Genomic DNA, 14130 nt, shown 5'->3' on the forward strand with positions numbered 1-14130 from the left:
AGGGCTCCAGTGAGCTACCCCACCCGCAAAAGCCAATAAGCTATGACTTAAACACAGGGGTACAGAATGCCTGAGCAAAAAAGCCAGTTTCAATTGACACGCCGCTCTTTCATGTCGGGCGCAGCCGGCTTTGGCCTTGTTGCGGCAAGTGGCATGAGTGGCCTTATCAATTCTGCAATGGCCGCAGAAGGTGATGGCACACCAAAGAAAGGCGGAGTGCTCAAGCTCGGCATTGGAGGCGGCTCCACCACAGATAATTTCGATCCGCGCCTGCTGAAGGATTGGGTTCCGGTCAATCAGGCTTACATGCTGATGAACGGCCTTGTCGAAATCGACGCCAACAACAAGGCTGTGCCTGAGCTGTTTGAAAGCTGGGAACCGTCTGCCGACGCCAAGGAATGGACCTTCAAGGTTCGTCAGGGCGTGACCTTCCACAATGGCAAGACGCTCGACGCTGACGACATCATCTATTCGATCAACCTGCATCGCGGCGAAACCACATCCGGTGCTCGTTCGCTCGCTTCGGAATTTACCGATGTCGTCAAGGTTGATGCCGCTACAGTCAAGATTACGCTGACGAGCGGCAACGCCGATCTGCCTTACATCCTGTCCGATTATCACTTCCTCGTGGTTCCCAAGGACTGGACCGATTTCAACAAGCCGGTCGGCACCGGTCCTTTTGTCTTCGAGCGTTTCCAGCCGGGCGTGCGTTCGCGTTTCACGCGTAATGAAAGCTACTGGAAGCCCAATACGGCCTGGGTCGATGCAGTTGAAGTCATCGTCATCAATGATGTGTCGGCCCGTACCAACGCCATGATGTCCGGTCAGGTGCACGCCATCAATCAGCTTGATTTCAAAACCGTCGATCTGCTCAAGCGCAATCCGAACCTCAACATTGTCCAGTCGTCCGGCGGCCAGCATTTCTCCTTCCTGATGGACTGCACGCAGGTGCCGTTCACCGACAACAACGTCCGCCTTGCCGTCAAGCACGCCATCGACCGGGAGCAACTGCTCAAGACAGCCTTGCGCGGCTACGGACGCTTGGGTAACGACAATCCGATCCCGAGCACCGACCCGTTCTTCGACGCTGCACTGCCGCAGCGTGCCTATGATCCGGAAAAGGCAAAGTTCTATCTGAAGCAGGCTGGTATGGATTCGCTGAAAATTCAGCTTTCGGCTTCTGACGCAGCCTTCACTGGCGCCGTCGATGCAGCCGCGATCTTCCGCACTGCTGCAGCCAAGTCAGGGATCGAGATCGATATCAAGCGTGAGCCAGCCGACGGATATTGGGACAATGTCTGGATGAAGGCACCGTTCTGCATGTCTTATCGTGGTGGTCGCCCGACTGCTGATCAGGCCCTGTCGGTCGCTTATGCATCCAACGCATCGCAAAACGATACGCATTGGAAGAGCGCTGATTTCGACGCCAAATTGCTCGAAGCCCGTGCAATGCTCGATCAGGCCAAGCGCAAGGAAATCTATGCCGAGCTGCAGGCCATGATCAGCAATGATGGCGGCGCGCTAATCCCAATGTTCGGCGACTATCTCGACGCCACCTCCAAGAAGCTCAAGGGCGTCACCACGCATCCGATGTTCAATCTGATGGGCGCTCGCCTTGCCGAAAAAGTCTGGCTGGAAGCATAATGTTCGTTCTAATTCTCAAGCGTGTGGGGCTCGGGCTCCTCACGCTGTTCCTCGTGTCGGCGTTGATTTTCGCCGGCACGCAGATTCTGCCGGGTGATGTGGCGTCCGCCATTCTCGGTCAGAATGCCACGCCGGAAGCGCTTGCCACTTTGCGCGAAAGCCTCGGTCTCAATCAACCGGTCCTCGCACGCTATTTCGCGTGGCTTGCAGGTTTCGTGACCGGTGATCTTGGCACCTCACTTGCCAACCAGCAGCCAGTTGCCGATCTTTTGTGGCCACGCTTCTGGAATACGATGGCACTGGCAGCCTTTGCCGCGGTCGTCAGCGTTCCAATCGCCATCCTTCTCGGCCTTGTCACCGCGGTCAAACGCGGCGGTATTTTCGACCGTGTTATCAACATTGTGGCGCTGGCCTTCGTTTCACTGCCTGAATATTTCCTCGGCCTGTTGCTGATCCTGTTCCTGTCGATCCGCTTCAACCTGCTGCCAAGCCTCGCCGACACCTATGAAGGCATGACCTTCCTCGAATGGATTCAGGCCACGGCCCTGCCCGCATTGACGCTGGTTCTCGTGACCGTTGCGCAGATGATGCGCATGACCCGCACGGCCGTTTTGTCGGTGATGGATCAGGCCTATGTCGAAACGGCATATCTCAAAGGACTTCGCACCAAGCGCGTTGTGACCAAGCACGCCTTGCCCAATGCGGCGGCGCCTATCGTCAATGTGGTGGCGTTCAACATCGCCTACCTCATCACCGGTGTGGTGCTTGTCGAAGCTGTTTTCAACTATAACGGCCTTGGCCGCTTCATGGTTGATGCCGTTTCAAAGCGTGACCTTCCGCTCGTGCAGGCTGCGGCCCTCGTCTTTGGCGCGGCCTATGTCATTCTCAATATCATCGCCGATGTCGCTGCCATCGCGCTCAATCCGCGTCTGAGGCACCCCCGATGAAAAAGTCTATTCCCCTGACGGCGTGGGTCGGTCTTGCGATCGTCGCGCTCTGCCTCCTGATGTTTCTGTTCGGCCCGCTAATCGCGCCTTATGGTCAGGAAGAAATCGTTGGTGCACCGTTTGATCCGCCATCGGCACAGTTCTGGTTCGGTCTCGATCAGAATGGTCGCGACATGCTCTCGCGCTTGCTCTTCGGTGCGCAGATGTCGATTGGCGTGTCGCTCGCAGCGTCGCTCCTGTCGTTCAGCGTTGGGGTGCCGCTCGGCTTCCTTGCAGCCATCTTCGGCGGCTGGGTCGATACGATCCTTTCGCGCATCGTCGATACCGTCATGTGCATTCCGGTGCTCATTTCGGCGCTCGTCATCCTGCAGGCGCTCGGCTCGTCACTGCCGGTTCTGATCATCACCATCGCATTGCTTGATTCCACCCGCGTGTTTCGTTTGGCACGCATCGTGGCGCAGGGCGTCAATGTGCTGGAATATGCTGAAACCGCCCGTCTCCGTGGCGAAGGTCTTGGCTGGTTGATCTGGCGTGAAATCCTGCCGAATACGCTGCCGCCGCTGATTGCGGAATTCGGCCTGCGTTTTTGCTTCACCTTCCTTTTCGTGGCCGGTCTGTCGTTCCTTGGCCTTGGCATTCAGCCGCCATTCGCGGACTGGGGCGGCATGGTGAAGGACAACCAGCAGGCTATTCTCTACGGCCTCTACGCACCGCTTTTCCCGGCGGCTGCAATCGCCATCCTCACCGTTGGCGTCAACCTCGTCGCTGACTGGCTTTTGGCCGGACGCACGACCACGCAGGGAGCTGATCGATGAGCAAGGATATCGTTCTTTCAATCTCCGACCTCGTCGTCAAAGCACCCAATGACGCAACGCTTGTCGATCATGTCGATGTGACGCTGAAGCGTGGCGAAGTGCTTGGCCTTATTGGCGAGTCCGGCGCAGGCAAATCCACCATTGGCCTTGCCGCGATGGGCTATGGCCGTGGCGGCTGCAGGATCGCTGAAGGCACAGTTGTCGTTGACGATATTTCGTTGATGGACGGCACCCGCGAGACCCGTGAAAAGGTGCGCGGCGCACGCATCGCCTATGTGGCACAAAGTGCGGCGGCGTCGTTTAATCCGGCGCACCGCATCGGCGATCAGATCATGGAAGGCCCGCTCTATCACGGCCTCATGACCAAAGCCGAAGCAAAGAGCTGGATGCTGGAGTTGCTGCATACATTGCAGCTTCCCGATGCCGAAACCTTTGGCGATCGCTATCCGCATCAGGTTTCCGGCGGACAGTTGCAGCGCGCGATGGTTGCTATGGCCATGTCCTGCCGCCCGGATATTCTGGTGCTGGACGAGCCGACAACCGCGCTTGACGTCACGACCCAGATCGAAGTGCTGGCACTTCTGCGCAGCCTGATCCAGCGTTACAACACTGCCGCTCTTTACATTACGCATGACCTTGCAGTCGTGGCCCAAATTGCCGACCGCATCATGGTTCTGCGTCACGGCAAGATGGTAGAGCTTGGTTCTGCAGAAGAAATTCTCGAAGCGCCAAAGCAGGACTATACCCAGCGTCTGGTGTCTGAGCGTGAATCGAGTATTTCGGGCGAGCAGGCCGAACACAAGACCGGCGAAATCCTGCTCGAAGTGAAAAACGCAACCGCCTATTACGGCAAGAAGCTCGTCCTGACCGATGTGGGTTGCTACATCCGTCGCGGCGAAACGCTCGCGGTCGTGGGTGAATCCGGTTCCGGAAAATCAACGCTTGCGCGCATTATTGCAGGCCTGCCGCCACACTCAAGCGGTATCATCACGCTTGCCGGGCAGCGGCTGGAAGCGAACTACAAAAAGCGCACGCGCGAAGAACTGCGCCGCATTCAGCTGGTTTACCAGCTTCCGGACGTGGCATTGAACCCACGCCAGACCGTTGGTGAGATCATCGGTCGTCCGATGAAGTTCTATTTCGGCATGAATGAGGACCAGCGCGAGATCGAGGTCAAACGTCTGCTTGAACTCATCGGCCTGCCTGCCGACTTTGCGAACCGCCTTCCGGGCGCACTTTCAGGCGGGCAGAAGCAGCGTGTGTGTATCGCCCGTGCGCTGGCAGCAAAGCCTGATCTCATCATCTGCGATGAAGTCACCTCGGCGCTCGATCCGCTCGTGGCTGAGGAAATTCTCAGACTTCTGCGCAAGTTGCAGGACGAATTGCACGTGTCATATCTCTTCATCACCCACGACCTTGGCGTCGTCCGTCGGCTCGCCGACCGCACCATGGTGATGCAGAAGGGCAAGGTGGTCGAAACCGGCACCACGAAGGCAATCTTCGAACCGCCTTACGAGCCCTATACGGAGCAGCTCATCACATCCGTTCCGGAGCTGCGCCGCGACTGGCTGGACGACATACTCAAGGCTCGCGCCGCCAGCTAAACTACCGATGCGGCGCTAATGCCGCACCGGCTCCTCTTTATTGAAATTGGAACCGATCATGACCGTCAATATCACCGAGCACCTGTGGATCACTCTGAAAGATGGCACCCGTCTTGGCGCGCGCCTGTGGCTGCCTGAAGGTGCCGAGGCAAATCCCGTTCCTGCCGTGCTCGAATATATTCCATACCGCAAGCGTGATGGCACCCGTGGCCGCGATGAGCCAATGCATGGCTATTTCGCACAGAACGGCTATGCCGCAATCCGCGTCGACATGCGTGGTACGGGCGAATCCGATGGACATATGGCTGACGAATACATCCAGCAGGAGCAGGATGACGCGCTCGAAGTCATCGCCTGGATTGCGGATCAGCCTTGGTGCAGCGGCAATGTCGGCATGATGGGCAAGAGCTGGGGTGGCTTCAACGGTCTTCAGGTCGCAGCCTGCCGTCCACCAGCATTGAAGGCGATCATCACCGCCTATTCGACCGACGACCGTTTCCGCGACGACATCCACTACATGGGCGGCCTGCTGCTCAACGATAATCTGTGGTGGGGCACCATCATGCTCGCCTATCAGTCGCGTCCGCTCGATCCGGCGATTGTGGGTGCCGGTTGGCGCGATGCATGGATTGAACGTCTGGAACGCCTGCCATTCTTCCCGGCGCTCTGGCTTGAACACCAGCATTACGATGAATACTGGAAGCATGGCTCGGTCTGCGAAGACTGGTCAGCAATCCAGTGCCCGGTTCTCGCCATTGGCGCATGGGCCGACAGTTACACCAATGCTGTTCCGCGCCTGCTCGAAAACCTGCAGGTTCCTGCGCGCGGTATTATCGGCCCTTGGGGCCATGTCTATCCGCAGGACGGCCTGCCGGGTCCGGCAATCGGCTTCCTGCAGGAAGCAGTGCGCTGGTGGGACCAGTGGCTCAAGGGCAAAGACACCGGCATCATGGACGAGCCGAAGCTGCGCGCCTATGTCTGCGACACCATTGAGCCGACTGGCTCCCGCGACTTCACCAATGGACGCTGGGTTGGCGAACAGAACTGGCCTTCGACGGAAATCACGCCTAAGTCCTTCGCGCTTGGTGCAGATTTCACGCTGGGCAAGGCCGATGCCGCCAAGGCTGTGCTTTCGATTTCCTCGCCAAACAGCCACGGTAAGGCTGGCGGCGAATGGATGGCAACGGGTTGCCCTGGCGAACACCCGACCGATCAGCGTCTTGACGATGGCGGCTCGCTCAACTTCGACACAGCCGTCCTGACCGAAGACCTTGAAATTCTGGGTGCGCCGGTTGCTCGCCTGACATTTACCGTTGATCAACCGGTTGCACAGGTTTCGCTGCGCCTGAGCGACGTTCTGCCGGATGGCCGCATCACCCGCGTCAGCTATCAGGTCTTCAACCTCAACCACATCAACGGCCATGACAAGCCGGAAATGCTGGTGCCGGGCAAGACCTATAAAATCGCGATCAAGCTCAACGATAGTGGCTATAGCTTCAAGAAGGGCCATCGCATCCGTCTTTCGGTTGCAACGGGTTACTGGCCGATGGTCTGGCCATCGCCAAAGCGCGTGATGCTGACGCTCGACACCGCCACATCGGTTCTCGATCTGCCCGTGCGCCTGCCGTCTGCTGACGATGCGAAGGTTTCCTTCCAGAAGCCAGCGCATGGCCCGGCAACACCGATGACCCAGCTTGATCCGGGCAGTGTGCGCCGCTGGACCGAACAGGATCACGTCACCGGCGAAACGCTCTATGTGACGGAAGGCATCGGCGGTCTGTTCGGCGAAGGCATCTTGCGCTTTGACGATCTCGGCACACAGTTGAGCCACAGCCTCAAGCGCGAGCTGCGCGTCAATGACAATGACCCGCTGTCGGCATCCTATGTGCTGACACAGGCCTATCAGATGGGTCGTGAAGGTTGGATGATCGACATCGAAAGCATCACGAAGATGCATTCAGATGCTGAGAGTTTCTACATTTCCGGCGTACTGACGGCGAAGGAAAATGGTGAGACGGTCAAAATCCGCGAATGGAACCAGACTATTCCGCGCGACCATCTTTGAATGGTCACCACCAGCGTCAGTCCACTTTATTGGATTGACGCTGGTGATGAAACGTATGCCGGACAGCACAATGCCAGTTCAATTCAGCTGAACAAAACGTCGTCGGACGTCAACTCGCTCAGCAAGACACCTTCAATTACAATCCCATTCGTTGCGCCATCGATGCTGACGAAAACACCGTCTGGTGTATCAACTGACGCCGCGACGAAGCTGGCGAAATCAGTTATGACCTCAGTATCCCGGAACAAAAGCACATCGCCACCTTGGACATCAAAGTCGGTGACGTGATCAATATCGTTGGATTGCAGTGATGCATTGTCCCAAATGAATGTATCGGCTTCAGTTCCACCGCTGAGAGTGTCTGCACCGGTTCCGCCCAATAATCGGTCAGAGCTTGCGCCACCATACAGTTTATCATCGCCCTCGCCACCGAGAAGGCTGTCCAGCCCAAACGCTCCATGGATCACGTCGTTGCCCCCGCGACCATTATAGGTATCGTTCCCACTCAAACCTTCACGATAACTCTCGATGCTGACGATGCGGTCGTCGCCGTTTCCGCCGAATACCTGAGCACCCTGATAGGCGGAGATGACGCTGATGTTGAACACCTCGGTCGAGTTATAGTCGGCGGCGTCGAATTTGAAACCGGCTGCCACATCGTCGAAAGTGACGGCCAATGTATCAATACCGTCGCCTCCATCAATGGTGCCAAGTCCTCCATCCGAATAGATCGAAAACGTGTCGTTTCCGGCACCGCCGTGCATTTCAAACCAATAGCCACTATAGCCGCTGTCTATTGATCCTGCGGTGAAGTAGTCGTTTCCGTCGCCTCCAAACAAGGTATCGCCGTCCGTGCCCGTGTTTTGTAAATAGTCGTCGCCTGCTCCACCCAATAATATGTCGGTTCCAGCTCCGCCGTAGAGACGGTCATTGCCATCTCCTCCATTCAGCGTGTCGTTACCTTCGTCGCCCATCAGGGTATCGTTTCCCCTGCCGCCGCTGAGCTTATCGTTGCCATCATTACCGGACAGCGTGTCATTGCCATTACCGCCGTCGATCACATCATCACCGCTGCCGCCCTTGATCTGGTCGTCACCATCCCCGCCCAGTAGATTGTCGTGGCCCGCTCCACCAGTTATCTGGTCGTTGCCAGTACCGCCTCGCACATAATCATTGCCCGCGCCTGCATGTATGTTGGCAAACTGGAAGCCCGTAGCGTCGATAGTATCATTGCCCGCGCCGGTCTTGAGGTTGAGGCGTTCCAGATCGGTGAAGTAGAGGTGATCAAAGCTTGAGCTGCCATCTCCCCAATAGGCATGCCCCTGCATTGCGTTAAACGCAACTGAGTCTGAACGATTGGATAAATCGGTAACGAGCGTATCAACCCCTTCACCACCTCTTGCCGCACCGCCCGAAAAATTGAATATGAGGCGGTCGTTGCCGCTGGCGCCGTTTAATTCATCGAACTCCGGCACATTGCGCCATGTTGTTGTCAGGACGTCATCGCCCGCACCGCCGTCGATGATATCGCTACCAAGACCTCCGTCGACGATGTCATTTCCCGCAAGGGCCCAGATGCGGTCATTCTCTTCCGTGTCAAATATAGTATCGGCGTCATTGGTTCCAACGATCTTCGGCATCGCATGTCCTCCTACTGAAGATAGCAGAAGTATGGGCGAATATTTCATCATAGTTAAATAAGATAATATTACATTCAAAACTATTTTGATTATCAAAGTAATTTAATGATAGATATTATGGTATACGGAAGGTAATTGTAAATTATAAGTCGACTTGGTTGTTAGCCGATATTCTCATCGAAGCGAAGTGCGATTTGGAACGGGAACTTCGATTATTTTCATCCAGATGGATGCTTCATCGACCGCAACTGACCGGTGTATGGACGGTACGATTAGGCTTCGTACTCAGTCCCTATTGCAATAGCAGTGCGCGCTTGCTTAATTGAAAAAATGGCGTTTACCCTGCGGCAGTTACAATATTTCATCGCTGTGGCCGAACAGGGGTCTGTGACCCGTGCGGCGCAGAAATTATCCATTTCCCAATCATCTGTCACGGAAGCCGTCAAGGAACTTGAGACGGACCTGAACGTAGAGCTTTTCGAACGACACCCTCGCGGCCTCACTGTCACACATAACGGTCATCAGTTTTTGCGCTACGCAACGAAAATTCTGGCAGACGTATCGGATGCCCGTCGCTCCTTCACGGACAATCGCATTCAGGAAAAAGGTAAACTCAATCTCGGCGTCACCTCGCTCGTCGCGGGTTATGTGCTGTCGGACCTGCTTGCCCGCTATCGCCGGGCTTTTCCCGGCGTTGAAATCAGTGCCATCGAGGATAATGGTTCCTATCTTGAACATCTCCTGGTCGGTGGTGAACTGGACGTGGCAGTGATGGTTATCTCCAATCTCCGGGACCGTATGGCACTTCACGCGGAAATTCTCGAAACCTCGCCCTATCGATTGTGGTTGCCGCTCGGCCATCCGCTGGTCCCGACGGACAGCATTTCGGTAAGCGACATTGCGAAAGAGCCGCTGATCATGCTGACAGTGGATGAAATCGAGGAAAATACCGGCAAGCTGCTTGCCGCTCTCGGCGCCCGTCCGCATGTGGCTTTCCGCACGCGTTCAGTGGAAGCCGTGCGCAGTTTGGTAGCCACCGGTGCAGGCATCGCGCTCCTTCCCGACCTTGTCTATCGCCCATGGTCGCTGGAAGGCGATCGCATCGAAAGCCGCGATGTTTCGGGGTCGCTGCCCGTCGTGCAGATCGGCATGGCCTGGCGCAAGGGATCGAGCCTGCCCCAATCCGCGCGTGACTTTATTGGCATTGCCGAAGCTGCCCGTTCCGGCAGGCTGCGTTAGTCTTCGATATCGGAAAAACCGATATCAGCTTTTCGATAAATGAATTTGCGAAAGGCAAGGTTTCAGCACACCATCCACTCCGGGAACAAAATCACTGAATGTGAAAAAACGGGAGTGGTCGATGAAAAAGATTCTGCAATCCTGTACCGCTTTGATGGCTGTCGCAAGCTTTGCGACGCAGGCCATCGCCGCCGAACCGCTGAAAGCGATCGGCGAAGGTGAAGGCGCGCTGAGCATCGTGGCCTGGGCGGGCTATATTGAACGCGGCGAGACCGACAAGAACTACGACTGGGTTACGGATTTCGAGAAGGAAACCGGCTGCAAGGTCAGCGTGAAGACCGCCGCCACTTCCGATGAAATGGTCGCGCTGATGAATGAAGGTGGCTTCGATCTGGTCACCGCTTCCGGTGATGCCTCACTTCGCCTTGTGGCTGGCAAGCGTGTTCAGCCGATCAATACCGACCTTATCCCAAGCTGGAAGACCGTAGACGAACGGCTGCAAAATGCGCCGTGGTTCACCGTCAAGGACGTGCATTACGGTGTGCCCTATCTCTGGGGGCCGAATGTGCTGATGTACAACACTGATGTTTTCAAGGACGAAGCGCCGAAGAGCTGGAACGTGGTGTTCGAAGAACAGAACCTGCCGGATGGCAAGTCCAACAAGGGCCGCGTGCAGGCCTATGACGGGCCGATCTATATTGCGGACGCTGCCCTTTATCTCATGAAGCACAAGCCGGAACTCGGCATCAAGAATCCGTACGAACTCAATGAAGACCAGTATAAGGCAGCACTTGATCTCTTGCGTGGACAGCGCAAGCTCGTCAGCCGTTATTGGCATGATGCCATGATCCAGATTGACGATTTCAAGAATGAAGGCGTCGTGGCTTCCGGCTCATGGCCGTTCCAGGTCAATCTTCTGAAATCGGAAAACGCAAAGATTGGCTCGACTTTCCCGGAGGAAGGTGCGACCGGCTGGGCCGACACCACCATGCTGCATGTGGATAGCGAGCACCCCAATTGTGCCTATAAGTGGTTCGAACATTCGCTAAAACTGAAAGTTCAGGGCGATGCCGCAGCCTGGTTCGGTGCTGTACCGTCCGTTCCGGCAGCCTGCAAGGGTAATGCGCTCCTGACCGATGAAGGTTGCGCGACCAATGGCTTCGATAATTTCGCCAAGATCAGCTTCTGGCGCACGCCGACAGCCAAATGCGAAAGCCAGGGCGAATGCGTGCCCTATCATCGCTGGGTATCGGATTATATCGGCGTCATTGGCGGTCGCTGACATCGACTATCATAAGCTCGAAGATCGCCCTTCCTTCTGTTGAAGGAAGGGAACGGAAAGACGTGCCCGCCCGCCAACAGAGGCTGGCGCTCCATGATGGATAGAACCATGACAGCAGCAGTTCGTTTCGAAAATGTGAGCCGTTACTTCGGCGAAGTCCGTGCCGTCGATCATGTCAATTTGACCATCGCGTCCGGTGAATTCTTTGCCATGCTAGGCCCTTCCGGTTCTGGCAAGACAACCTGTCTGCGGCTAATTGCAGGCTTCGAGCAGCCGACTGACGGCAAGATTGAGATCTTTGGCGAAAGTGCTGGCGGCGTGCCGCCCTACCGGCGCAACGTCAACACGGTCTTTCAGGATTATGCGCTGTTTCCGCATCTCAGCATTCTTGACAATGTGGCCTATGGGTTGATGGTGCGGGGCGCCGGAAAGGCCGAACGACACCGTGCCGCCGAGGACATGCTGGAACTGGTCAAGCTGCCCGGTTATGGCGCACGCAAGCCGAGCCAGCTTTCCGGCGGACAGCGACAGCGCGTCGCGCTGGCCCGAGCGCTGGTCAACAAGCCGAAAGTGCTGCTTCTCGATGAGCCGCTTGGTGCCCTCGACCTCAAACTGCGCGAGCAGATGCAGGAAGAGCTGAAGAGCCTGCAAAAGGCGCTTGGTATCACCTTTGTTTTCGTGACCCACGATCAGGGCGAGGCGCTGTCCATGGCGGACCGTATCGCTGTCTTCAACAATGGTCGTATCGTTCAGGCCGGAACGCCACAGGAAATATATAACCGCCCGCAAACCAGGTTTGTTGCCGATTTTGTCGGCTCCTCCAATGTGGTCGCGCCGGAGGTTATGGCTGCATTCGGCGGCGAACGACGTTGGGCAAGCCTCCGACCGGAATCCATTCGCCTTGCAGACAAGAGTGATAAGGTTGGGGTCGCGGCGCGGATCGAAACCGCCAGCTTCCTTGGGTCAGCTACACGTCTCGGTGTTGAAGCTGAAGGCGCCAGACTGCATGTCATGCTGCCTGCTGGTGCAACCGTTCCCGAGACCGGATCGGATATCCGTATTGTCTGGAATCCGGGTGACGTTCATTACATGGATCAGGCGGCATGAGCGGCGCGCAGGCTTCCACACTCGGAAACTCCGGAGCAAATCCGACCTCCATCATGCCGCAGCGCGGCGGACTCTTTGGGCGCTTGTCGGACCTGTTCTGGCGTCGCCCTGGCCTGCTTTTGTTTCTCATGATTACGCCACCACTGCTGTGGCTGGGCATCATCTATATCGGCTCGCTGATAGCGCTTCTCTTGCAGAGCTTCTTTTCGGTCGATGATTTCTCCGGTCTGATCGACTATAATTTCACGCTCGCCACCTATGCTCAGCTGCTGAATTCCGCCAATCTCGACATCATCATACGCACCGTCCTCATGGCTACGCTGGTCACGGTCGCTTCGGCTTTCGTCGCCTTTCCCATCGCCTATTATGCCGCCCGTTACGCACGCGGACGCTGGAAGGCGCTGTTCTATCTCGGCATCATGCTGCCACTCTGGTCGAGCTATCTGGTCAAGGTCTATGCGTGGAAACTGATCCTCGCCAAGGAAGGCATCCTGACCTGGATATTCGCAAAACTGCACCTGTCCTGGCTGCTTGACGGCATCCTGTCCTTACCCGTCATCGGTGGCAATTCGCTGTCGGTCAGCTATCTCGGCACCTTCATCGTCTTCGTCTATATCTGGCTGCCCTATATGATCCTGCCGACGCAGGCAGCACTTGAGCGTGTGCCCGGCAATCTGGTCGAGGCGTCGTCCGATCTCGGCGCGACGCCGGCGCAGACTTTCCGAACCGTGCTCATGCCGCTTGCCATGCCGGGCATCATCGCCGGCTCGATCTTCACCTTTTCGCTGACACTTGGCGATTACATCATTCCGCAGATCATCGGTTCGTCGCGCCTGTTCATCGGACAGGCCGTCTATACCCAGCAGGGAACGGCAGGCAATGTGCCGCTGGCGGCTGCCTTCTCCGTCGTGCCGATCGTCATCATGGCCGTCTATCTCTGGATCGCCAAGAAACAGGGGGCTTTTGATGCGCTCTGATCGCAACAACCGCGCTTCTTTCGGATTGAAGCTTGCTGCCGGATTGGGCCTCGCCTTCCTGCATCTGCCGATCCTGCTCATCTTCGTCTATGCCTTCACGACGGAAGAAAAAAGTTATCAATGGCCGCCGCCGGGCTTCACGCTGCAATGGTTCGCAGTGACATGGAACCGTGCCGATGTGTGGTCATCGCTTGCGCTCTCCGTGCAGGTGGCCACGATTGCGACCGTGATCGCGCTCGTGCTTGGAACGCTTTGCGCTGCCGCCGTCAGCCGAACCCACTTCTTCGGACGCGAAAGCATTTCGCTGCTGGTCATCCTGCCCATTGCTTTGCCCGGCGTTGTAACCGGCATCGCCTTGCGCTCGGCCTTCTCGCTGTTCGACATTCCGTTTTCGATGTGGACCATCGTGCTCGGTCACGCGACCTTCTGCGTGGTGGTCGTCTACAACAACGCGGTTGCACGTTTCCGGCGCACCTCCGGTTCGCTGATTGAAGCCTCGATGGATCTTGGCGCCAACGGGTTCCAGACATTCCGCTATGTGATCCTGCCGAATATCGGAACGGCCCTGCTCGCAGGCGGCATGCTCGCCTTTGCACTGTCCTTCGATGAGGTGATCGTCACCACATTTACTGGCGGCCAGCAGATGACCCTGCCGATCTGGATGCTTCAGGAACTGATCCGTCCACGCCAGCGCCCCGTCACCAATGTGGTGGCTATGGTGGTGGTTCTGGTGACCTTCCTGCCCATCCTCGCAGCCTACTATCTCACTCGTGATGGCGATCAGGTCGCCGGTCACGGGAAATGACACAA

At 56.8% G+C, this 14130-nt stretch carries 11 protein-coding genes; 10 read left to right on the top strand and 1 reads right to left on the bottom strand.

Translation table 11 applies throughout. The features are described from left to right. The first annotated feature begins 66 nt into the window (after positions 1 to 66). Genes OANT_RS14425 through OANT_RS14445 form a run of 5 tightly spaced genes read left to right on the top strand, consistent with a single transcriptional unit; the run spans position 67 to position 7075 of the window. The gene (locus OANT_RS14425) at positions 67 to 1644 is read left to right on the top strand and encodes an ABC transporter substrate-binding protein (RefSeq protein WP_011982534.1); all 1578 of its coding nucleotides are present in this window, start codon (positions 67 to 69) and stop codon (positions 1642 to 1644) included. After that, on the top strand, positions 1644 to 2591 hold the full coding sequence (locus tag OANT_RS14430; RefSeq protein ID WP_011982535.1) for an ABC transporter permease: 948 nt from the start codon (positions 1644 to 1646) through the stop codon (positions 2589 to 2591). The genes OANT_RS14425 and OANT_RS14430 overlap by 1 nt, the downstream gene beginning before the upstream one ends. Then, positions 2588 to 3406, top strand: a complete 819-nt coding sequence (locus OANT_RS14435) for an ABC transporter permease (protein WP_011982536.1) — start codon at positions 2588 to 2590, stop codon at positions 3404 to 3406. The genes OANT_RS14430 and OANT_RS14435 overlap by 4 nt, the downstream gene beginning before the upstream one ends. Continuing rightward, on the top strand, positions 3403 to 5010 hold the full coding sequence (locus OANT_RS14440) for an ABC transporter ATP-binding protein (protein WP_011982537.1): 1608 nt from the start codon (positions 3403 to 3405) through the stop codon (positions 5008 to 5010). Before OANT_RS14435 ends, OANT_RS14440 begins: the two co-directional genes overlap by 4 nt. Positions 5011 to 5068: 58 nt before the next feature. Continuing rightward, entirely contained in the window at positions 5069 to 7075 is a 2007-nt protein-coding gene (locus OANT_RS14445; RefSeq protein WP_011982538.1) for a CocE/NonD family hydrolase, read from the top strand. 83 nt (positions 7076 to 7158) lie between these two features. Here the strand turns inward: OANT_RS14445 and OANT_RS27350 are convergent, their stop codons facing one another. Beyond that, positions 7159 to 8715, bottom strand: a complete 1557-nt coding sequence (locus OANT_RS27350; protein WP_011982539.1) for a calcium-binding protein — start codon at positions 8713 to 8715, stop codon at positions 7159 to 7161. 330 nt (positions 8716 to 9045) lie between these two features. On the opposite strand from OANT_RS27350, the gene OANT_RS14455 reads away from it, so the two are divergent. From OANT_RS14455 to OANT_RS14475, 5 genes are all read left to right on the top strand, one after another. Continuing rightward, positions 9046 to 9954, top strand: a complete 909-nt coding sequence (locus tag OANT_RS14455) for a LysR family transcriptional regulator (RefSeq protein ID WP_011982540.1) — start codon at positions 9046 to 9048, stop codon at positions 9952 to 9954. Positions 9955 to 10075: 121 nt separating this feature from the next. Continuing rightward, positions 10076 to 11236, top strand: coding sequence for an ABC transporter substrate-binding protein (locus OANT_RS14460; protein WP_011982541.1), 1161 nt, complete (start codon positions 10076 to 10078; stop codon positions 11234 to 11236). A gap of 108 nt (positions 11237 to 11344) precedes the next feature. Beyond that, positions 11345 to 12343: an ABC transporter ATP-binding protein gene (locus OANT_RS14465; RefSeq protein WP_040128787.1), complete on the top strand. Its 999-nt coding sequence runs from the start codon at positions 11345 to 11347 to the stop codon at positions 12341 to 12343. Continuing rightward, positions 12340 to 13320 carry an ABC transporter permease gene (locus OANT_RS14470; protein ID WP_011982543.1) on the top strand — a complete coding sequence of 327 codons (981 nt, stop codon included), beginning with the start codon at positions 12340 to 12342 and terminating at the stop codon, positions 13318 to 13320. The genes OANT_RS14465 and OANT_RS14470 overlap by 4 nt, the downstream gene beginning before the upstream one ends. Further along, complete coding sequence (locus tag OANT_RS14475) at positions 13310 to 14125, top strand: ABC transporter permease (RefSeq protein WP_011982544.1); 816 nt, start codon at positions 13310 to 13312, stop codon at positions 14123 to 14125. The genes OANT_RS14470 and OANT_RS14475 overlap by 11 nt, the downstream gene beginning before the upstream one ends. Positions 14126 to 14130 lie beyond the last annotated feature (5 nt).

Source organism: Brucella anthropi ATCC 49188 (genome assembly GCF_000017405.1).
GTDB classification, from domain to species: domain Bacteria; phylum Pseudomonadota; class Alphaproteobacteria; order Rhizobiales; family Rhizobiaceae; genus Brucella; species Brucella anthropi.